We start from the raw sequence: 18,981 nt of genomic DNA, 5'->3' as shown, positions 1-18,981 counted from the left end.
CTCAGACGCGTTCGATGATCGTCGCGGTGCCCATGCCGGCACCGATGCAGAGCGTGACCAGCGCGGTGTTGAGATCGCGGCGCTCCAGCTCGTCCAGCACGGTGCCAAGGATCATCGCGCCGGTTGCCCCGAGCGGATGGCCCATGGCAATCGCGCCGCCATTGACGTTGATCTTGTCATGCGGGATCTCGAAGGCCTGCATGTAACGCAGCACCACGGCGGCGAAGGCTTCGTTGAGCTCGAAGAGATCGATGTCGGCGAGCGTCATGCCGCTGCGCTTCAGAAGCTTCTCTGTCACGTCGACCGGGCCGGTCAGCATCAGCGCCGGGTCGGAGCCGATGTTGGCGAAGGCCTTGATACGGCCACGCGGCTTCAGGCCCATGCTGTCGCCGCCTGCCTTGGAACCGAGCAGCACGGCAGCGGCACCATCAACGATGCCGGAGGAATTGCCGGCGTGATGAACGTAGTTGATCCGCTCGACTTCCGGGTGCGCCTGGATGCCCACGGCTTCGAAGCCGCCCATTTCGCCCGGCATCTGGAAGGATGGGTTGAGCGAAGCCAGCGCCTGCATATCGGTGCCGGGACGCATATGCTCGTCGCGGTCGAGAATGGTCAGGCCGTTGATGTCTTTTACCGGCACGACGGAATTCTTGAAGTAGCCCTTTTCCCAGGCATTGGCGGCGCGCTTCTGGCTCTCGACGGCATAGGCGTCGACGTCATCGCGGGAGAAGCCATATTTGGTGGCGATAAGATCGGCTGAGACGCCCTGCGGCATGAAATAAGCCGGGAAGTTGACTGAGGGATCCATGAACCAGGCGCCGCCGGACATGCCCAGGCCGACACGCGACATGCTTTCGACACCGCCGGTGATGACGATATCGTCGGCCCCTTGCGCGATCTTCGCCGCACCAAAATTCACGGCATCGAGGCCGGAGGCGCAGAAGCGGGAAATCTGCATGCCGGGGGCCTTGGTGGAGTAGCCGGCTTCGAAGGCAGCCCCCCTCGGGATGACGGCGCCGGCTTCCATGACCGGATCGACGCAGCCCATGATGATGTCGTCAACCGTTTCGGTGTCGAGACCGTTGCGGTCGCGGAGTGCCTCAAGCGTCCTGGCGGCGAGACGAACGGACGGCACTTCGTGCAGCGACCCATCCTTCTTGCCGCGCCCGCGCGGCGTGCGCACGTGGTCGTAAATGAAAACCTCGGTCATGTCTCATCTCCCTGCGGCGGCGAACGCCGCCTTGATCAAAAGGCTTCCGCCGCCAGTTCCATCATCGTGTCGGCGCCGGTTTCGATGCGGGCCTTGCGCAGTGCCGTTTCCGGCATGATGCGCTCCATGTAGAACCGCGCCGTGACAAGCTTGTTCTTCAGATAATCCTCGCGCGCGCTGTCGCCAGCCGCAAGGCCATCCTGCGCCGCCTTCGCCATCTTCGCCCACATATAGCCGAGGACGACGAGGCCGAAGAGGTGCATATAGTCGGTCGAGCCGGCACCGGCATTGTCAGGCTTGGCCATGGCGTTCTGCATGAACCACATGGTCGCGGCCTGCACGTCGTTCAAGCCCTTCTTCAGATGCTTGGTATAGAAAGCCATCTGTTCGTCATTGCGGTTCTCTTCGCAGAAGTCACCGATTTCCTTGAACATGGCCATGACGGCGCGGCCGCCGTTCAACGCCAGCTTGCGGCCGACGAGATCGAGCGCCTGGATGCCGTTGGCGCCTTCATAGATCATGGCGATGCGGGCATCACGGACATACTGGCTCATGCCATGCTCTTCGATATAGCCGTGGCCGCCGAAGATCTGCTGCGCCATGACGGCGTGCTCAAAGCCCTTGTCGGTCATGACGCCCTTGAGGATCGGCGTCGCCAGACCGAGGAGATCATCAGCGGACTGGCGCTCCTTCTCATCCGGGGAGCGATGGGCAATATCGGATTTCAACGCGGTCCACAGCAGGAAGGCGCGGCCGGCTTCGTTGAAGGCGCGGATCGTCATCAGCGACCGTCGGATATCGGGGTGGACGATAATCGGATCGGCTTTTTTGTCCGGCGCCTTCGGGCCTGACAGCGAACGGCCCTGGATGCGCTCGCGGGCATAGTTGGCAGCATTCTGATAGGCGATCTCGGCAATCGACAGGCCCTGCAGGCCGACGCCGAGGCGCGCCTCGTTCATCATGATGAACATGGCGTTGAGACCGCGATTTTCAGCACCAATCAGAAAGCCCGTGGCTTCGTCATAGTTCATCACACAGGTGGCGTTGCCGTGAATGCCCATCTTGTGCTCGATCGCGCCGCAGGTGACCGGGTTGCGGTCGCCGAGGGAACCATCTTCCTTGACGATGAACTTCGGCACGATGAACAGCGAAATGCCCTTGGTGCCCTCGGGCGCACCTTCGATGCGGGCAAGAACGAGATGGACGATATTATCCGTCATGTCGTGCTCACCGGCAGAGATGAAGATTTTTTGGCCCGAAATCTTGTAGCTGCCATCAGCCTGAGGCACCGCCTTGGTGCGGAGCAAACCGAGATCGGTGCCGCAATGCGGCTCGGTGAGGTTCATGGTGCCGGACCAGCTACCCTCGACCATTTTCGGCAGATAGGTCTGCTTCTGCGCGTCGGAGCCGTGCACGAGGATCGCGGCAATCGCGCCCTGCGTCAGGCCCGGATACATCATCAGCGACATGTTGGCGGCGGAGGTATACTCGCCGACGGCGCAATGCAGCACATAGGGAAGCCCCTGCCCGCCAAATTCCTCCGGCACGGCGAGACCGAGCCAGCCGCCTTCGCGATAAGCGTCATAGGCCTCCTTGAAGCCCTTCGGCGTCGAGACCGTGCCGTCGTCATGGCGCACGCAGCCTTCCTGATCGCCGGAATAGTTGAGCGGGAAAAGCACCTCTTCCGAGATTTTGGCCGCTTCCCCGACGATCGCCTCGATCATGTCTGGCGTGGCATCGGCATAACCTGGAAGATTGTTGTAGCGCTCCAGTCCGAGCACATCGTTCAGGACAAAGAGCGTGTCGTTCACCGGGGCCTTGTAGACTGGCATCTTTCGAATTCCTCCAATTCGGCGCCGGACCTCAGATTCCGGCCGTTGGTTCACTCTTACAAAATATTGACGTTTGCGTAAACGTCAAATTCACGCGCTGCGCTGAATTTTTGGTGAAGGTGATTTTGACGGAATCGAAATGGGCGGCATCGCCAGTCAACTGGCGCTTTCCATAAGAATAGCAGGCGTTGCGGACGCGGCTACGCAATAAAAGGTTAAAGATTTCAACCGAACTTAACGAGTTGTTTACCACGTTTCGTGAATTGTACGAGTTGAGCAGCACTGCTTCGCGTTACTCTACGTATTCCGTGATGACGCGCTGTTTTGCGGCTCGGTTTGAGGAAAGCCAATACATTTATCCCTTTCCGAACGGTGGGATGCGAGCTGCCAACCATGCTGCATCGTGTTCTTCCCGTCAGCACGTTGGATCAGGGTGGTCCATAGTTCGAGGCGAGCAAAAGATATGAGCGGATCGCGATCAAATCCTACAGGCACGGGCGACTGGGCGTCGCTGGATGCCTTGAGCCGCACCATCGAAGGGCTGGAGGCACGTATCGAGGGCCTTATGGGCTCTGCGACCTCGAGAGATACTCGTCCACGCGCTCCTGCGGGTTATGGCGCTGTTCCCGAGCGAACCGCTCCGCCGGAGCGCATGCCGCCGCGTCCGGAACGGGAGCTAGCCGCCAGCCGGCCCTATGAACGGCCACTGCGCGCCGAGCGTCCGGAGGGCGATCCGCGCCCCGACCCGCTTGCAGAAATCCGCCAGCGCCAACGCATGCTGGAAGCCAACCGCGAGCGGCTGCATTCCCGACGCGAAGAAACCCTTTCTGCCGAGCCGCAGCCCGCCCGCCGCCCGCTCGATACGCACAGCCCGCGCCAGCCGCAGCGTACGAACACCGAAAGCACGGTCGACATCGCCCAGGCGCTCGTCAATCTGCGCCAGGATCTCAAGCGCGATATCGCCGAGAGCGTGACGCGCGAAGTGAGCGCCCTGCGCGCCGAAATTCGCGACATCCGTGAAAATGCCGACGACAAGCATTTCGCCGCCGACGTTCGACAGGACATGGCGCGCCTGGCCGACAGCATCAATCAGCTCGCCGGGCAGCCGGAAACCGCAGGTCTGCGCGCCGAGTTCGACGAACTGCGCTCGCTGATGGACGGCCTTGCCCGGGAGGAATCCCTCCACCACGTCGAGCGCCAGGTGAAGGCGATCGACACGACCGGCCTGCAGGACGAGCTGGTTTCGCTGGCCTACCGCCTTGACGACATCAAGCAGCATCTCGGCGGCATGAACGACAGCCCCGCCGTGCACGCACTGGAAAACAAGCTGCTGACGATCGCGACTGCCATGGAAAGCCTCGGCTCCATGATGCAGCCGCAGGATCAGGCCATGCAGCGGCTCGAGGGTCAGCTCAGCGGCCTTGCGGATCAGATCGACCTCATGCACAGGGATGCGGCACGCCGCCAGCCGACAGACGATCTCTCGGGTCGTCTTGAAGCACTTGCCATGCGCATCGACGAGCTGGGCAGCGCCAAATCCGTCGCGCGTCTCGAGGAGCGTCTGGACCAGCTTTCGCATCTGATGGAGCGTTCGCAGAAACTCGCGCCGCAGCCGGAGCTCGTCGGCTACCTCGCCGATATCTCGCACAAGATCGATGCACTGGAACATGGGTCGGTCGGCAACGTGCTGGCGGACCGTCTGGATTATCTCGCCCGCCGTATCGACGAGATGGATTTCCATCCGCCCGCACCGGCCGCCGTCATCGACGACAGCATGGTTCGCCGGCTCGAAGGCCGCCTCTCCGATATCGCGGCACGTCTGGAAGCCAGCACGGCGGCCCCGCCGACGGATACGCAGGCTCTGCGAAATCTCGAAGAGCAGATCGCCCATCTTTCCACCCTGCTGACGAACGAGCCCCGCGCCGTCGCCGACATGCCCGCAGATTTCGACCGCCGGATGAGCGCGATCGAAGACTACATGTCGACCAACGACGAATACATCATCGAAGCAGCCCGCCATGCGGCGGAAACCGTCGTCGAGGCTTATTCGCGCGACGGCGGAATCGGTGCCGGCGCTCAACCGTCCGACATGGCCGCGCTGACGGCGCTCGCCGAAGATCTTCGCCATCTCGAAGATCTCAGCCGCGCCAGCGACGAACGCACGCACCGCACCTTCGAAGCGCTGCACGACACGCTGCTCCAGATCGCCGATCGCCTCGATCACATGGAAAGCCGCAAGCCGGCGGCTGCCATGCCGGCGGCAGCCTTCGAAAGCGACGTCTTCGCCGAGGCCGACGCACCGCCGATCAAGCCGCCCATGGCCGCAGCGCAAAAAGCCGGCCCAATCATTCGCACGGTCGCCGCCAGCGAAGCTGCGGGCGCTCCCGAAGCAGCCGTTGCGCAGGCGATCGATGCCAACACCAAGGCCGAGATCAAGGCTGCCGCCAAGAAGGGCGGCTCGAAGGCCGGTCTTCTGGCCAGCATCGGCAAGCGCTTCTTCACGCCGGAGAAGGCCGAGCCGATCTTCCCGCCGGACCGTCCCGTCATCGAACAGGCGCCGTCAATCGACCCGGCCGACATGATGCCGGCTGACGATTCCAACGAGCTGCTGGAACCCGGCTCCGGCGCACCGGATATCAAGAAGATCCTGGAGCGCGTGCGTGCCAGCCAGAACTCGGCACGCGGCGGTCGCCAGCCGACCGAAAACGAGCGCGCCGACTATATCGCCGCAGCCCGCCGCGCCGCACAGGCCGCAGCAATCGAAGTCGATCAGGCACAGCGCTCGACGCCGGCTTCCAAAAAAGAAGCAAAGAAAGGTGGAGCGTTCTCGCGCTTCCGTCGCCCGATCCTGCTTGCGATCGGTGCAGCCTTGCTTGCCATCATGGCCTTCCCGCTCGTCAATACGCTGACACGCGGTCAAAGAGCACCGGCACCGGCCGAAATCTCGACGACGGTCGCGCCGAGCAGCGCCCCGACCCAAAACCTCGCAGCCAACGCAAGCCCTGTAGCCGGCGATGCGCAGCCCGCAGCAAATCAGGCGGCAGCACCGGAAGCATCTGCACCGGCTGCCGCTACCTCTGCCGCCGCTACGATTGCGACCCAGCCCGCCGCCGCGGCAATCGCGCCGACCAGCGATCATCTGACGGCCGCCGCTCCGCTCGACGGCAACCAGACCGCCGGCGAAACACTGACGCCGGCCGGAAGCGCGGCTCCCGCACAGCAGACTGCCGCCTTCGTTCCGACAGACAAGTCGGCAGCCGCCACGCAGGCGCCAGCTGCTGCGACGCCCGAAGTCCAGGTTCCGGATGGCATCCAGCCGCCTTCCCTCGTCGCTGCCGCGAAATCGAGCGATCCGGTCGCTCTCTTCGAGGTCGGCGCCCGCTTTACCGATGGCCGTGGCGTTACGGCCGATATGAAGCAGGCCGCCAGCTGGTATCAGCTTTCGGCCGACAAAGGTTATGCACCAGCCCAGTATCGTCTCGCGAGCATGTACGAGAAGGGCAACGGCATCGACCGTGATCTCGTCAAGGCAAAGACCTATTACGAGCAGGCCGCCAATCAGGGCAATGCCAGCTCCATGCACAATCTGGCCGTTCTCTATGCCTCCGGCGCGGCCGGTCAGCAGGATTACAACTCGGCGGCAAACTGGTTTACTCGCGCCGCCAATCTCGGCGTGTCCGACAGCCAGTTCAACCTCGCCATCCTCTATGCGCGCGGCAACGGCGTGAAGCAGGACCTGCAGGAATCCTACAAGTGGTTCGCCATCGCCGCAAAGAGCGGCGACAAGGACGCCGCGCAGAAGCGTGACGAGGTCGCCAACGCCATGAAGCCGGCCGATCTCGACAGCGCCCGCGCCAGGGTCGACCTCTGGAAGGTGCAGTCAGCCGATCCCAAGGCCAACGGCACCGATATTCCCGACGAGTGGACCACCGGCAAGGGCGTAAACACCGCGTCCATCGACATGAAGAAGGCCATTCGCAACATCCAGGCCATCCTCAACAAGAATGGCTTCGATGCAGGAACCGCCGACGGAAGCATGGGCGAGAAGACCGTGGCAGCACTGAAGAGCTTCCAGAAATCGGTCGGCCTGCCTGCCGACGGACGGGTGACGGATCAGGTCGTCAAAGAACTGCTGGCTCGCAACAAGTAATCCTTGGCGCATGCCGCGATACGGATATGCCGGCGGACCACGCCGGCATTTTTCGTTTGAGAGAGGCGTGAAACCCAAAGCCGTTGTCCTCTGGCGCCGCGCTCAACGTCACAGAAATGCGGAAAATGCCGCGCTAGAGTGAAGCCGGCAATTCGAAGGCTGACGCAGCCCAGCTTTTCCTAAGGCTCTGGCAATGATTTCAGATTAGAATTTGCCGTTTAAAGGGGAAAATGGTCCAGGCTGCGGTCATCGTGCCGAAATGCCTGCAAATGGGAACAGCGCGTGACGATCTATCTGCCGATCGCAGAATTGTCGGTGAATATTCTTATTATTCTCGGCATGGGCGCAGCCGTAGGGTTTCTCTCCGGCATGTTCGGCGTTGGCGGCGGTTTCCTCATCACCCCTCTGCTGATTTTCTACAACATTCCCCCGGTCGTCGCGGTCGCCACCGGTTCCAACCAGGTGGTTGCGTCCTCCGTGTCGGGAGCGCTCACCCATTTTCGCCGAGGCTCGCTCGATCTGAAGCTGGGAATGATCCTGCTTGCGGGCGGTCTCGCCGGTGCGACGTTCGGTCTCTGGCTTTTCGTGCTGCTCCGCCGCCTCGGTCAGATCGATCTCATCATCTCGCTGATCTACGTCCTGTTGCTCGGCACCGTGGGAACGCTGATGCTGTGGGAAAGCGTGCGGGCCATGCGCCGCGCCGCCGGCAAACTGCCGCCGCTGAGCGTCAAGCCGCGCCACCATAACTGGGTGCAGCGGCTGCCCCTGAAACTGCGGTTCAAGAAATCCAAGCTGTATCTCAGCGCCATTCCGGTCATCGGCCTCGGCTTCTTCGTGGGCATGCTGACGCCGATGGGTATCGGCGGCGGCTTCATCCTCGTACCCGCCATGATCTATCTGCTGCGCGTGCCGACCAATGTGGTTGTCGGCACCTCGCTCTTTCAGGTCATCTTCGTCACCGCCTTCACCACGATCGTCCAGGCCGCGACCAATTATTCCGTCGATATTATCCTGGCCTTCCTGCTAATGGTGGCGGGCGTGATCGGCGCTCAATATGGAGTGCGCGTCGGCCAGAGACTGCGCGGCGAGCAATTGCGCGCCCTGCTTGGCCTCCTCGTTCTTGCCGTCGGACTTCGCCTCGCAATCGCGCTGGTGGTGACGCCTGCCGACATCTATTCGGTGGTGCTCGAAGGAGTCAGCCGATGAGAGGTCTCGGGCTGCTTGTCGCCACGATACTACTGCTTGCGCCGCTCGGCGCTCGGGCGCAGGTGCTGCTCGATCAACCGACAGCCTCGACGACCTCGCGGGAAACGATGGAGATCGGAACCTCCACCAGCGAAATCGCCATCACCTCGGATTTCGCCGGCACCGACCTGACGATTTTCGGCGCCCTCTCGAACACCGACCAGCTTCTGCTGGCGATCGGTCAGTACGACATCGTCGTCGTGCTGGAAGGACCACGAGAGAATGCGGTCGTGCGCAAGAAGGAGCGCGTGTTCGGTATCTGGGTCAATACGCGGTCGATGACGTTCGAGCATGTGCCGCAGGCCTATTCGCTTTCGAGCACACGCGCCGTCGACAACATCACCGCGCCACTGGAGCTCAGCGATCGCGGCATCGGGGTCGACCACATCCCCCTCACCCCGGTCGGCTTCGTCGGCAATGTCGGCGACGTTCCGGAGTTTCGTCAGGCGTTCCGGCGACTGCAGTCATCCGGGGGCCTCTATGAAAGTGATCCGGCAGGCGTGCGTTTCGTCAGCTCATCGCTCTTTCGGGCAACGCTGAAAATTCCCGCCGATGTGCCGAACGGAGTGCATACCGTGCGCGCCTATCTCTTCAAGAGCGGCAAGTTCCTCAGCGAAAAAGCCCTGCCACTGCGGGTCATCAAGACTGGCATCGAGCAGACGATCACCGACGCGGCGCATCAACAACCCATTGCCTATGGCGTGTTTTCAGTGCTCCTCGCCCTGGTGACGGGATGGGGCGCCAGCTTCCTGTTCCGTAAAAACTGATCAGCCGCTTTTCCTGCGATTGACGACCTCGAGATAGGCTTCGGTCAAACGGTCGAGCACAGAAGGGGTGCCGGGTGGCAGAACCTTGCCGAGATGCTGTGCGCGCAGCTCGTCCATGAAATCCCCCCAGAGCTTCGGGCCACCATTTTCCAGAAGCTCGGCGCGAATGGACAGCTCTTCCGAAACGGGAAGATGCTTGCGACCCCATGCGCCCATATGGGCAAAGAGCGGCACGAGATCGATCGCCATTTCCGTCAGGCTGTAAATGGCTTTCTGCTTGTGGGAGGGATCGTCCTCCCGCGTCAGCAAGCCGCGCTCGACCAACCGTTTCAGCCGGTCAGCGAGAATATTGGAGGCAATGCCCTCCTCCGAATTTTGCAGCAGTTCGCGGAAATGGCGGCGATTGCCGAACATGATGTCCCTGATGATGATCAGGCTCCAGCGATCGCCGAGGATTTCCAGCGTCAGATTGATCGGGCAGCCGGAGCGATGCAGTGCGTCCATAGGGGTCTCCAAAAACTGCTTGCATTTTGCCATCAGTATCGCTAGCTTTCAACTGCTTGCATTTAGCAACTGGTTTTAATTATAGTTTGGTTATCACGATGGAGGACATGATGAGGAAGCTCGTTATCTGGAATTTGATGACACTCGACGGCTATTTCGAAGGAACCAAGCCTTGGGATATCGATTTTCACATGCTCGCCTGGGGCGACGAGTTGGAGCGCTATGCGACGGAGCTGGGTAACGAGGGCGATCTACTGATCTTTGGCCGCAAGACCTATGAAGGCATGGCCTCCTATTGGCCGAGCGCGACGGACACGCCTGAAATCGCCACTTACATGAATGGCATCGCCAAGATTGCCGCCTCGCGCACGCTCGAAAAGGCCGAGTGGAACAACAGCCGCGTCGTCCGCGACATTGCCGCCGAGGTAAAAAAGCTAAGGCAGGAGCCCGGCAAGACCATCTTCGTTTTCGGCAGCGCCGAGGTGGCGGATGTATTGCTGAAGGCGGGGCTGGTGGACGAGATCCGTATCTGCCTCGTTCCCGTCGTGCTCGGTGCCGGGAATCCCCATTTCAAACCCGCCAGCGAGCAGCGACCGATGAAACTTATCGGTTCCAGTCCCTTGAAGACCGGAGCGGTGATCCTGCGCTATGAACCGGTGAACGCGGTTTAGGCGGAGAGATTGCCGAACCGCACGGAATAGATGCGATCGCGGCCGAGCAGGTGCGCAATCAGGCTTTCCCGCGCGAAGAGGCCGGTCATCGCCTTGTGGCGAAGATCGAGGCCACCGGTCATCACACCGAAGGCCGGCATCAACAGACGGGCGCCATCCGTTGCAAAACACGGGCGGCGCACTGATTTCTCCCGGCGCCGAACGGTGGCGGACGGGTGCAAATGGCCGGCGATTTCGCCTGCCTGCAACCCGGCCTTCGGCTCATGACGAAAGGTCAAGCCGCCATAATGCATTTCGTCGACCGAATGGCCGGGCAGATCGACCGTGCCGTCCGGATCGTGATTGCCGTTGATCCAGACCCATTCGCGGCCGCGCGCCATGCCGACGATGCGGCTGCGAAACTCATCCGGCAGATGCTGAGAGCCGACACGATCGTGGAAATTGTCGCCCAGCGAAACGACGATCTTCGGATCATAACGACCGATGACGGCGGAGAGAACCGTCAGCGTCGCCAGCGTGTCGTAGGGCGGCAGCATCATGCCGCGACGGGCGAAGGCCGCGCCCTTTTCAAGATGCAGGTCGGAAACGACGAGAATACCGGCATCCGGCAGATAGAGCCCGCCAAGCGGATCGCAGACGGCAGCAACGCCATGAACGGCGGTCTCGACCGCCTTGGCACCGGTCGAACCGTTTTCCTGTCCGTACATGTCGCGCGCCAGCGCCAAGCGGTTCATCACTTCAGCCGTCTACTTTCGTGTTCCGTTTTGCATGATTCCATCCGAAACCGCCTCGCGCTTTCGGGATCACACCTATTCCATCGCCTCGCGGATCAGATCGTCCGCCGCTTCAGCCAGCAGGGAATCATGCGCCTCGCCGGGCACCGGCACCTTGCCGATCTCCAGCATCACCGGCACTGCGAGCGGGGAAATATGATCCAGCGCGCGATGGGTGATATGGCCCTTGATTCGCTTCAGCATATCCGCAAGACGGCCAATATCCAAAAGTCCGGTCGCCGCATCCTGCCTCGTTGCCTGTAGCAGGATGTGGTCGGGCTCGTGACTGCGCAGCACGTCATAGATCAGATCGGCCGAGACCGTCACCTGTCGGCCGGTCTTTTCCTTGCCCGGATGCCGGCGCTCGATCAAGCCTGCAATGACGGCGCAATTGCGGAAGGTGCGCTTCAAAAGAAAGGATTCGTCGAGCCAGGCTTCGAGATCGTCGCCGAGCATATCCTCGTCGAAGAGATCCGACAGGCTGAGATGGCCGTTGGCGATCATCAGCCCCATGTCCTCCAGCCCCCAGATGCCGAGGGAATAATCGGTGGCCACGAAGCCCATCGGCTTGGCGCCGGCGCGCTCCAGCCTTCGGGTGAGCAGCATGCCAAGTGTCTGGTGCGCCAGCCTTCCCTCGAAGGGATAGGCGACGAGATAGGCGCGACTGCCGCGTGGAAAGGTCTCGATCAGGAACTCGTCGCGCTTCGGCAGCAGCGACTTCTCTTTTTGAATTTCCAGCCAATCCCGCACCTGATCCGGCAGGCGATGCCGCCGATCGGGATCGGCAATCATCGCCCGCACCTGATCGGCGAGATAGGTCGAAAGCGGAAACTTGCCGCCGGCATAGGACGGGATTTTCGGATCCAGCGAGAAGGCCTGCGACGCCAGGCACTCGCTCTCGCGGATGCCCTCGAAGCGCAGCACCTTGCCGGAAAAGAGGAAGGTGTCGCCGGGTGCCAGCTGCTCGACGAAATATTCCTCGACCTTGCCGAGCGGCGCCCCGCCTCGTCCCAGCGAGCCGAGCGTGTTGCGCTTTACCAGCCGGATGTTCAGCATCGCCTCTTCGACGATCGTGCCGAGGTTCAGGCGATATTGCTGCGCGACCTGCGGATTGGAGACGCGCCAGCGCCCATCCGCCGTCTTGCGGATACGGGCATAGCGCTCATAGGTTCTCAGCGCATAGCCGCCGGTGGCGACGAAATCGACGATGCGCTCGAAGGTCTCCCAGGAAAGCTCGGCATAGGGGGCCGCACTCTGAACCTCGTCATATAGCTCCAGCATGTCGAACGGTTCGGCGCAGGCCATGCCGAGCACATGCTGGGCGAGAACATCGAGCGCTCCGGCCCCGATCGGTGGGGTATCCTGCGCGCCGATATAATTGGCATCCAGCGCCGCCTGGCACTCCATGACCTCGAAGCGATTGGCCGGCACCAGGATCGCCTTCGACGGCTCGTCCATGCGGTGATTGGCGCGGCCGATGCGTTGGGCAAGGCGGCTGGCACCCTTCGGCGCGCCGACATGGATGACGAGATCGACGTCACCCCAGTCTATGCCGAGATCCAGCGTCGAGGTGGCGACGACGGCACGCAGCCGGTTTTCGGCCATGGCCGCTTCGACCTTGCGGCGCTGGCCGACATCGAGCGAGCCGTGATGCAGGGCGATCGGCAGATTGTCGTCATTCGCCGTCCACAGCTCCTGAAACAGCATTTCGGCCTGGGAGCGCGTGTTGACAAAAAGGAGCGTCGTGCGATGCGCTTTCAGCTCGCGATAGATATCGGGGATGGCATATTTTGCGGAGTGACCGGACCAGGGGATGCGCTCTTCCGTCGACAGAATGGAAATATCCGGCTTGGCGCCGCCTTCGACGATAACCAGGCCCGCGTGGCGCTCCTTTCCCGGCTCTTGCGCCACCAGCCATTTCTGCAGGTCCATCGGGTCGGCAACGGTCGCCGAAAGACCGATGGTCTGCACATGCGGCGCCAGCTTGCGGATGCGGGCAAGACCGAGCGACAGCATATGGCCGCGCTTGGACGTGACGAGCGAATGCAGCTCATCGAAGACGATGTATTTCAGATCCTTGAAGAAGCGCTCGGCCTCGCGATTGGCAAGCAGCAGCGCCACCTGCTCCGGCGTCGTCAGCAGGATATCGGGCGGGTTGAGCTTCTGCCTTTGGCGCTTGCCGCTCGGCGTATCACCGGTGCGGTTTTCGACCGATACGGGCAGGCCCATTTCCGAGACGGGCTTCATCAGGTTGCGCTCAATATCGACCGCGAGCGCCTTCAGCGGCGAAATATAGAGCGTATGAATGCCGGTGAAGGCTGAGCCCGGCGGGATCTTGCCGCGCCGCGTGAGGTCCGTCAGCGACGGCAGGAAGCCGGCGAGCGTCTTGCCGGCGCCTGTCGGCGCAATCAGCAGCGTGCTTTCGCCCGCTTCGGCCCGCGCCAGCAGCTCCAGCTGATGCGCACGCGGCTGCCAGCCCTTTTCCGTAAACCAGCGGGTAAAGGGGGCAGGCAGGGCAAGGAGGCGGTCTGCATCGATCTGATCCACGGGGTAAATGTAATGAATATACGGCGGATGAGAAGCGGGGGCGTATCGTGTCCGTTGGCTTTGGCGCTCTGCGAGAGTGTGTACCCCCTCTGTCACTTCGTGACATCTCCCCCACAAGGGGGAGATCGTTTGGAGTATGCCGCCACACCTCAGTCAACATCGGGCTTTTGTTTCCGCAGACGCAAGGATTACTTGAGGCAGGCAGGTGCGACGAATTACCGATCTCCCCCCATGTGGGGGAGATGTCACGATAGTGACAGAGGGGGGTGTCGATGGCTCGGCATATTCCAAACAAAGCTTACACGCAGCACATTTCCAAGGCTCTTGACTCCAATCTAAATCATGGATAAAAAATATCTACGATTAGAGAGGCACCAAGATGAAGCTCGGAGACGGCGTCGAACAATCCATTCATTGCGTTGGCATGCTGGCGGGCCTGTCCGATGGTGGCGTACTTTCGGCAGCAGCACTCGCCGAATTTCATGGCGTTTCGGTCAGTTATCTTCTCAAGCACCTGCAGGCGCTTTCTGGCGCCGGCATTCTCGACACGGTTCCCGGGCCAAAGGGCGGATATCGGCTGGCGCGCAAGCCGGAGGCGATCAGCCTGCTTGACATCGTGCTGGCAGCGGAAGGCCCCGCCCCTGCCTTCCGTTGCAGCGAAATTCGCCAGCGCGGGCCGAATCCCTTGGAAGGGCGCTACTTTGCCAAGCCCTGCGGCATCAATGCCGCCATGCTTGCGGCCGAGCGCGTCTACCGGGCCGAACTGGCCAAAACGAGCATCGCCGATGTGCTGACGGATCTCAGGCAGACGGATACGGATGGCGGGATTGCCGCCAGAGGCTGCGCCTTCCTCGCGCTTCATGAGCGCAAGACAAAAAGCTGAACATCAAGACATCGAACCCAAGGAGAAGATCATGCATCCCCGCTTCAACTTCGTAAAAGCCTCGCCGGATTCCTATAAGGCCGTCTCCGCGCTGGAGAATTTTGTGCAGACCTGCGGCCTGGAGCGCCGCTTGATCCACCTCATCAAGCTTCGTGCGTCGCAGATCAACGGCTGCGCCTATTGCGTCGACATGCATTCGAAGGAATCCCGGCATGACGGCCTTAGCGAACAGTGGATCAACCTCATGTGCGTCTGGTGGGAATCGCCCGTCTATGACGACCGTGAACGTGCCCTGCTGGCCTGGGTCGACTCCGTTACCAAGATTGCCCAGACCGGCATTCCGGACGCCGATTTCGAGCCGTTGAAACAGCACTTCAGCGAGGAAGAGATCGTCAAGATCACTGTGGTGATCGGCGCAATCAACCTTTGGAACCGGCTTGCCGTCGGCTTCCGCTCGCAGCATCCCATCGATGCGGCCAGCAAGGCTGCCTGAGTCCACTCCCCAAAAGTAAAAGAGCGCGGGACAAAATCCCGCGCTCTTTTTTCTATACCAGCCTCGTCGAAGCGAAGCTGGAGAACCTTAGGCTGCTTCGGAAGCGAAACCAGCGGTCGGAACTTCCGAGATGGTCTTCAGAACCTGGGACGCGATCTGATAGGGGCAACCCTGCGAGTTCGGACGACGATCTTCGAGGTAGCCCTTGTAGTTGTTCTTGACGAACGAGTGTGGGACGCGGATCGAAGCGCCGCGGTCGGCAACGCCGTAGCTGAACTTGTTCCACGGAGCCGTTTCATGCTTGCCGGTCAGGCGCAGATGATTGTCCGGGCCGTAGACAGCGATGTGTGCTTCGAGGTTCTTGTCGAACTGAGCCATGAGCGCTTCGAAATAGGCCTTGCCGCCGATTTCGCGCATGAACTTGGTCGAGAAGTTGCAGTGCATGCCAGAGCCGTTCCAGTCGGTGTCGCCGAGCGGCTTGCAATGATACTCGATGTCGATGCCGTACTTTTCCGTCAGGCGCTGCAGCAGGTAGCGAGCCATCCAGATCTGGTCGGCGGCCTTCTTGGAGCCCTTGCCGAAAATCTGGAATTCCCACTGACCCTTGGCCACTTCGGCATTGATGCCTTCGTGGTTGATGCCGGCTTCCAGGCACAGATCGAGATGCTCTTCGACGATTTCGCGAGCGATATCGCCAACATTGCTGTAGCCGACGCCGGTGTAGTACGGACCCTGCGGAGCCGGGTAGCCGGATTCCGGGAAGCCGAGCGGACGGCCGTCCTTGTAGAAGAAGTATTCCTGCTCGAAGCCGAACCATGCGTCTTCATCGTCGAGGATGGTCGCGCGGCTGTTGGATGCATGCGGCGTAACACCGTCCGGCATCATGACTTCGCACATGACGAGCGCGCCGTTCGTGCGAGCCGGGTCGGGATAGATCGCGACGGGCTTCAGCACGCAATCGGAGCTGCGGCCTTCGGCCTGCTGCGTGGACGAACCATCGAAGCCCCACAGCGGAAGCTGCTCGAGCGTCGGAAATGCGTCGAATTCCTTGATCTGCGTTTTGCCGCGCAGGTTCGGTACCGGGGTATATCCATCGAGCCAGATGTACTCGAGCTTAAACTTCGTCATTACGCACCTCATAACAGTTAATCAGGCAAGTAGGAAAAACTTGGCCCGGCGCCCGCCGGAAAATTCCTCTCTACGAACGTCTGCCAAGGGAGATGCATACGCCGTGCCAGTTTTTCGAACGGAGCGGAACGGGCTCGAAAATTCCGTGTTTCAGCCTGAAAATTCCGCGCCTCATGAGTGCTAAACGCTGGATTCCGTTCATATCGCCGGCTTCCCGAAAAATAGCGCGGACCAACTTGTCGCAGCCTCTTCGATTGGCGTCAGCGCGCAAAAGGGGCAATCAATATTATTGATTAATAATATTATAAGGATAAAACTGCCTATAATTTCAACTTTCCGCATTTTTTTTGAGCAAAATGCTGAAATCCGCTTTGGACTTTGCTATATATGAAGTGTCTCTTTAAGCGCGCCCGCTTAAATACCAAAAGGGAGAGACAGAGAATGGCAATCGGTGCTCAAAGCGAAACGGCAAAGATCTTTCAGTTCCCCGTGAAGGCCCGGGCTACGGCGGTTAGTCAGCGCCCGCAGGTAAACCTTACTCCGGACATCGGTCCCAGCATCGCGACCGCTGCGTTTGACAGCTGGTATCACGAAGAGGCGATCACTCAGACCGATCCCAGCCGCAAGCAGTAAGGACCTGACGTCAAGCAAGCCCGATCAGAGGGCGATATAGCGATCCGATCGATGATTGATCGCGACGAAGAGGTTGAGCGCGATTGCGCCAATGACCGAGCAGATGACCACGGGAGGCGTGGTCACCGCAAAAGCGACGGCGAGCACGCAGAGGTCGATACCAAGCTGCACCAGTCCCGCCCTGACACCGAATTTTTCTTGCACATAAATTCCGAGAATTCCGACACCGCCGAGGCTCGCGCGATGGCGATAGAGCGCGAGCAGCCCGAAGCCGAGCAGGATGCCGCCGAGAACGGCCGACCATAGCGCATTGATATGCGCAACATCGAAGAGAAGCGGCTGCAGGTTGGTCAGCAGCGAGGTCAGCGTGATGGCGATGAAGGTCTTAATGGTGAAGACCGGGCCGAGCTGCTTCAGCGACAGATAGAAGAACGGCAGGTTGACCACAAAGAAGGCCAGGCCGAAATTCACGCCGATCGCATAATGTAGAAGGAAAGCGATGCCGGCCGTGCTGCCAGTCAGAAGGCCGGCGCTGGAAAGGCAGAACAGCCCGAGCGACGAAATCAGACTGCCTGTCAGGATACCCTGGACATCTTCAACCAGTGAATGACGGGTCGCAGATGTATTCCAGACGCCAAAAGCGCTCTTCGCGTTCGCCATGTGCTTTCCCCTGTGTTTCCTGGCTTTTTGCTAAAAGAGCAGGCGACAATCAAGCGGAATTACGTAAGCAATGCTGACCTATTTGAAATTCGCAAGATTCGACATATTCAAGCCGATTTCCGCGTAACGAACAGAATGCCGTGGACTGGTTTTCCGCCATCCATGCGAATGACGCTACGGGCGAGATCCAGCACGGCAAAGCCGTGATCTGACAAAACTCCCCTGACATAGGCTTCCGAATGAGCAAACCGCAGGGAGTCGCGCAGCAGATAACCATCGTTCTCTTGCGCATCCTCGACCGAAAACGCAAAGACGGCGCCCTCTGCCGATAGCTTCGCCACGATCGCCATCACGCCCTGCAGATTGCCGAGATACATCAGCACATCGGCCGCCGTGATCAGGTCGGCGCGGCCGGCCGCAAGCCCTCCATCGAAGACGCCTGACAGCTCCGGCCCCAGCGAAAGGTCGGCCTGGGCAAGATGATCGTAGACCTGCTTCTCACTGGCCTTGGCAAGCATGCCCTTCGACAGGTCGTAGCCCTCGAGCCGGTCAACCCTGTCGCGGATTTCAGGCCCAAGCAGGCCCGTGCCGCAGCCCAGATCGACGGCAAGTCGGAAATGGTTCGGGATACCGTCCGTCTCGGCGATCAACGCCGCCAGCTTGCCGGGAACGGTGTAGCCGAGCTTCTCGACAAGCGAGGTTTCGAAGCGGTCGGCATAGTCGTCGAACAGGCGCTCGACATAGGGGCTCGGCGGCCGCTCGGGCACCTCTGCGCCACCGAGAACGGCAAGCTTCAGCTCAGCGCCGAACACATCGCCAGCATCGAGCCTCAGCACCTCCTTCAACGCGGCAACGGCACCCTGCACATCGCCGGCCTTCTCAAGATAAGTGGAAAGCGTGAACCAGCCCGCAGCCCAGAGCGGAACCAGCTCCAGCGCCTGCTCCATCAGTTCGGCAGCACTTGCGGGTTCGCCGCTTTCGGCAAGCATCTTCGCATAGTCGGCGCGGCGGTCGGCAATGACATCGCCGGAGGAAAGCTGGCTCGGCAGCATCGGTTTCATCCTGTTTGACGCCCGCGTTTGAACGCGGCCATAAAAAAACTCAAGTCCTATTTCAGGCAGACGCTAGTTTGAGAGGTGCGCCAGGCAAAAATGCTTGCGAGTCGCCGGCCCCGGCCCTATCTCAACAACCACCGACTGCCACCATGGAGACGTCCGTATGCCCGATCAGGTGAACAGATTCCTCGGCGACTCGCCGGGCCGAACGCTGGTGAAGCTCCTCGTGGTGTCGCTCGTCGTCGGCTTCGTGATGAAGTTCTTCGGCTGGCGGCCGCTCGATTTCCTCAACGGCGTGCGCCGGTTCATTGTCGACCTCTGGCACAGCGGCTTTGCCGCGCTCGGCGAATTCGGCGATTACGTGCTGCTGGGCGCAACGATCGTCATTCCCATCTTCATCATCCTCCGCCTGTTCAATTATCGCCGCTGA

General features: G+C 60.8%; 16 protein-coding genes. 8 read left to right on the top strand and 8 right to left on the bottom strand.

Features of this window, described 5'->3' with window-relative positions; all coding sequences use genetic code 11:
• Position 1 precedes the first annotated feature (1 nt).
• Both HGP17_RS19015 and HGP17_RS19010 read right to left on the bottom strand, forming a co-directional pair.
• Positions 2–1,210, bottom strand: coding sequence for an acetyl-CoA C-acetyltransferase (locus tag HGP17_RS19015; protein WP_168811812.1), 1,209 nt, complete (start codon positions 1,208–1,210; stop codon positions 2–4).
• A gap of 35 nt (positions 1,211–1,245) precedes the next feature.
• Positions 1,246–3,042 carry an acyl-CoA dehydrogenase C-terminal domain-containing protein gene (locus tag HGP17_RS19010; RefSeq protein ID WP_168811810.1) on the bottom strand — a complete coding sequence of 599 codons (1,797 nt, stop codon included), beginning with the start codon at positions 3,040–3,042 and terminating at the stop codon, positions 1,246–1,248.
• A gap of 463 nt (positions 3,043–3,505) precedes the next feature.
• Between HGP17_RS19010 and HGP17_RS19005 the strand changes: the two genes are divergently transcribed.
• The 3 genes from HGP17_RS19005 (at position 3,506) to HGP17_RS18995 (ending at position 9,204) form a co-directional block, all read left to right on the top strand.
• On the top strand, positions 3,506–7,192 hold the full coding sequence (locus HGP17_RS19005) for an SEL1-like repeat protein (protein ID WP_168811807.1): 3,687 nt from the start codon (positions 3,506–3,508) through the stop codon (positions 7,190–7,192).
• Between the two features lie 282 nt (positions 7,193–7,474).
• Positions 7,475–8,398 (top strand): sulfite exporter TauE/SafE family protein, encoded by a 924-nt coding sequence (locus HGP17_RS19000; protein ID WP_168811805.1) that lies wholly within the window; start codon positions 7,475–7,477, stop codon positions 8,396–8,398.
• Complete coding sequence (locus HGP17_RS18995; protein ID WP_168811802.1) at positions 8,395–9,204, top strand: TIGR02186 family protein; 810 nt, start codon at positions 8,395–8,397, stop codon at positions 9,202–9,204. Before HGP17_RS19000 ends, HGP17_RS18995 begins: the two co-directional genes overlap by 4 nt.
• Here the strand turns inward: HGP17_RS18995 and HGP17_RS18990 are convergent, their stop codons facing one another.
• A complete protein-coding gene (locus HGP17_RS18990; protein ID WP_168811798.1) occupies positions 9,205–9,708 on the bottom strand; it encodes a helix-turn-helix domain-containing protein in 504 nt (167 codons plus the stop codon). It lies immediately after the preceding gene.
• Between the two features lie 110 nt (positions 9,709–9,818).
• Between HGP17_RS18990 and HGP17_RS18985 the strand changes: the two genes are divergently transcribed.
• On the top strand, positions 9,819–10,379 hold the full coding sequence (locus tag HGP17_RS18985) for a dihydrofolate reductase family protein (RefSeq protein WP_168811796.1): 561 nt from the start codon (positions 9,819–9,821) through the stop codon (positions 10,377–10,379).
• Here the strand turns inward: HGP17_RS18985 and pdeM are convergent.
• Together pdeM and HGP17_RS18975 are read right to left on the bottom strand one after the other, a co-directional pair.
• On the bottom strand, positions 10,376–11,113 hold the full coding sequence (pdeM, locus tag HGP17_RS18980) for a ligase-associated DNA damage response endonuclease PdeM (RefSeq protein ID WP_168811794.1): 738 nt from the start codon (positions 11,111–11,113) through the stop codon (positions 10,376–10,378). The two genes, HGP17_RS18985 and pdeM, sit on opposite strands and share 4 nt — an antisense overlap.
• A 75-nt stretch (positions 11,114–11,188) precedes the next feature.
• On the bottom strand, positions 11,189–13,699 hold the full coding sequence (locus HGP17_RS18975) for a ligase-associated DNA damage response DEXH box helicase (RefSeq protein WP_168811792.1): 2,511 nt from the start codon (positions 13,697–13,699) through the stop codon (positions 11,189–11,191).
• Positions 13,700–14,078: 379 nt separating this feature from the next.
• On the opposite strand from HGP17_RS18975, the gene HGP17_RS18970 reads away from it, so the two are divergent.
• Both HGP17_RS18970 and HGP17_RS18965 read left to right on the top strand, forming a co-directional pair.
• The gene (locus tag HGP17_RS18970; protein WP_168811790.1) at positions 14,079–14,582 is read left to right on the top strand and encodes an Rrf2 family transcriptional regulator; all 504 of its coding nucleotides are present in this window, start codon (positions 14,079–14,081) and stop codon (positions 14,580–14,582) included.
• Between the two features lie 31 nt (positions 14,583–14,613).
• On the top strand, positions 14,614–15,075 hold the full coding sequence (locus HGP17_RS18965) for a carboxymuconolactone decarboxylase family protein (protein ID WP_168811788.1): 462 nt from the start codon (positions 14,614–14,616) through the stop codon (positions 15,073–15,075).
• Between the two features lie 87 nt (positions 15,076–15,162).
• Here the strand turns inward: HGP17_RS18965 and HGP17_RS18960 are convergent, their stop codons facing one another.
• Entirely contained in the window at positions 15,163–16,203 is a 1,041-nt protein-coding gene (locus tag HGP17_RS18960; protein WP_168811786.1) for a glutamine synthetase beta-grasp domain-containing protein, read from the bottom strand.
• 441 nt (positions 16,204–16,644) lie between these two features.
• On the opposite strand from HGP17_RS18960, the gene HGP17_RS18955 reads away from it, so the two are divergent.
• Entirely contained in the window at positions 16,645–16,836 is a 192-nt protein-coding gene (locus HGP17_RS18955; protein ID WP_168811784.1) for a DUF2735 domain-containing protein, read from the top strand.
• A 24-nt stretch (positions 16,837–16,860) separates the two neighbouring features.
• Here the strand turns inward: HGP17_RS18955 and HGP17_RS18950 are convergent, their stop codons facing one another.
• Both HGP17_RS18950 and HGP17_RS18945 read right to left on the bottom strand, forming a co-directional pair.
• Entirely contained in the window at positions 16,861–17,496 is a 636-nt protein-coding gene (locus HGP17_RS18950) for a YitT family protein (protein WP_168811782.1), read from the bottom strand.
• Between the two features lie 107 nt (positions 17,497–17,603).
• Entirely contained in the window at positions 17,604–18,548 is a 945-nt protein-coding gene (locus tag HGP17_RS18945) for a methyltransferase domain-containing protein (protein WP_168811780.1), read from the bottom strand.
• A gap of 166 nt (positions 18,549–18,714) precedes the next feature.
• On the opposite strand from HGP17_RS18945, the gene HGP17_RS18940 reads away from it, so the two are divergent.
• Positions 18,715–18,981: a DUF6460 domain-containing protein gene (locus tag HGP17_RS18940; protein WP_168811778.1), complete on the top strand. Its 267-nt coding sequence runs from the start codon at positions 18,715–18,717 to the stop codon at positions 18,979–18,981.

It is taken from the genome of Rhizobium sp. P38BS-XIX, assembly GCF_012641435.1.
GTDB lineage: Bacteria > Pseudomonadota > Alphaproteobacteria > Rhizobiales > Rhizobiaceae > Rhizobium.
This window is presented reverse-complemented; position numbering and strand designations above follow the sequence as displayed.

Coding starts and splice junctions, on each gene's coding strand:
- HGP17_RS18995 (WP_168811802.1), top strand. CDS start 8,395: ATGAGAGGTCTCGGGCTGCTTGTCGCCACGATACTACTGCTTGCGCCG.
- HGP17_RS18985 (WP_168811796.1), top strand. CDS start 9,819: ATGAGGAAGCTCGTTATCTGGAATTTGATGACACTCGACGGCTATTTC.
- HGP17_RS18960 (WP_168811786.1), bottom strand. CDS start 16,203: ATGACGAAGTTTAAGCTCGAGTACATCTGGCTCGATGGATATACCCCG.
- HGP17_RS19005 (WP_168811807.1), top strand. CDS start 3,506: ATGAGCGGATCGCGATCAAATCCTACAGGCACGGGCGACTGGGCGTCG.
- HGP17_RS18990 (WP_168811798.1), bottom strand. CDS start 9,708: ATGGACGCACTGCATCGCTCCGGCTGCCCGATCAATCTGACGCTGGAA.
- HGP17_RS18940 (WP_168811778.1), top strand. CDS start 18,715: ATGCCCGATCAGGTGAACAGATTCCTCGGCGACTCGCCGGGCCGAACG.
- HGP17_RS18955 (WP_168811784.1), top strand. CDS start 16,645: ATGGCAATCGGTGCTCAAAGCGAAACGGCAAAGATCTTTCAGTTCCCC.
- HGP17_RS18950 (WP_168811782.1), bottom strand. CDS start 17,496: ATGGCGAACGCGAAGAGCGCTTTTGGCGTCTGGAATACATCTGCGACC.
- pdeM (WP_168811794.1), bottom strand. CDS start 11,113: ATGAACCGCTTGGCGCTGGCGCGCGACATGTACGGACAGGAAAACGGT.
- HGP17_RS18965 (WP_168811788.1), top strand. CDS start 14,614: ATGCATCCCCGCTTCAACTTCGTAAAAGCCTCGCCGGATTCCTATAAG.
- HGP17_RS19015 (WP_168811812.1), bottom strand. CDS start 1,210: ATGACCGAGGTTTTCATTTACGACCACGTGCGCACGCCGCGCGGGCGC.
- HGP17_RS18945 (WP_168811780.1), bottom strand. CDS start 18,548: ATGCTGCCGAGCCAGCTTTCCTCCGGCGATGTCATTGCCGACCGCCGC.
- HGP17_RS18970 (WP_168811790.1), top strand. CDS start 14,079: ATGAAGCTCGGAGACGGCGTCGAACAATCCATTCATTGCGTTGGCATG.
- HGP17_RS19010 (WP_168811810.1), bottom strand. CDS start 3,042: ATGCCAGTCTACAAGGCCCCGGTGAACGACACGCTCTTTGTCCTGAAC.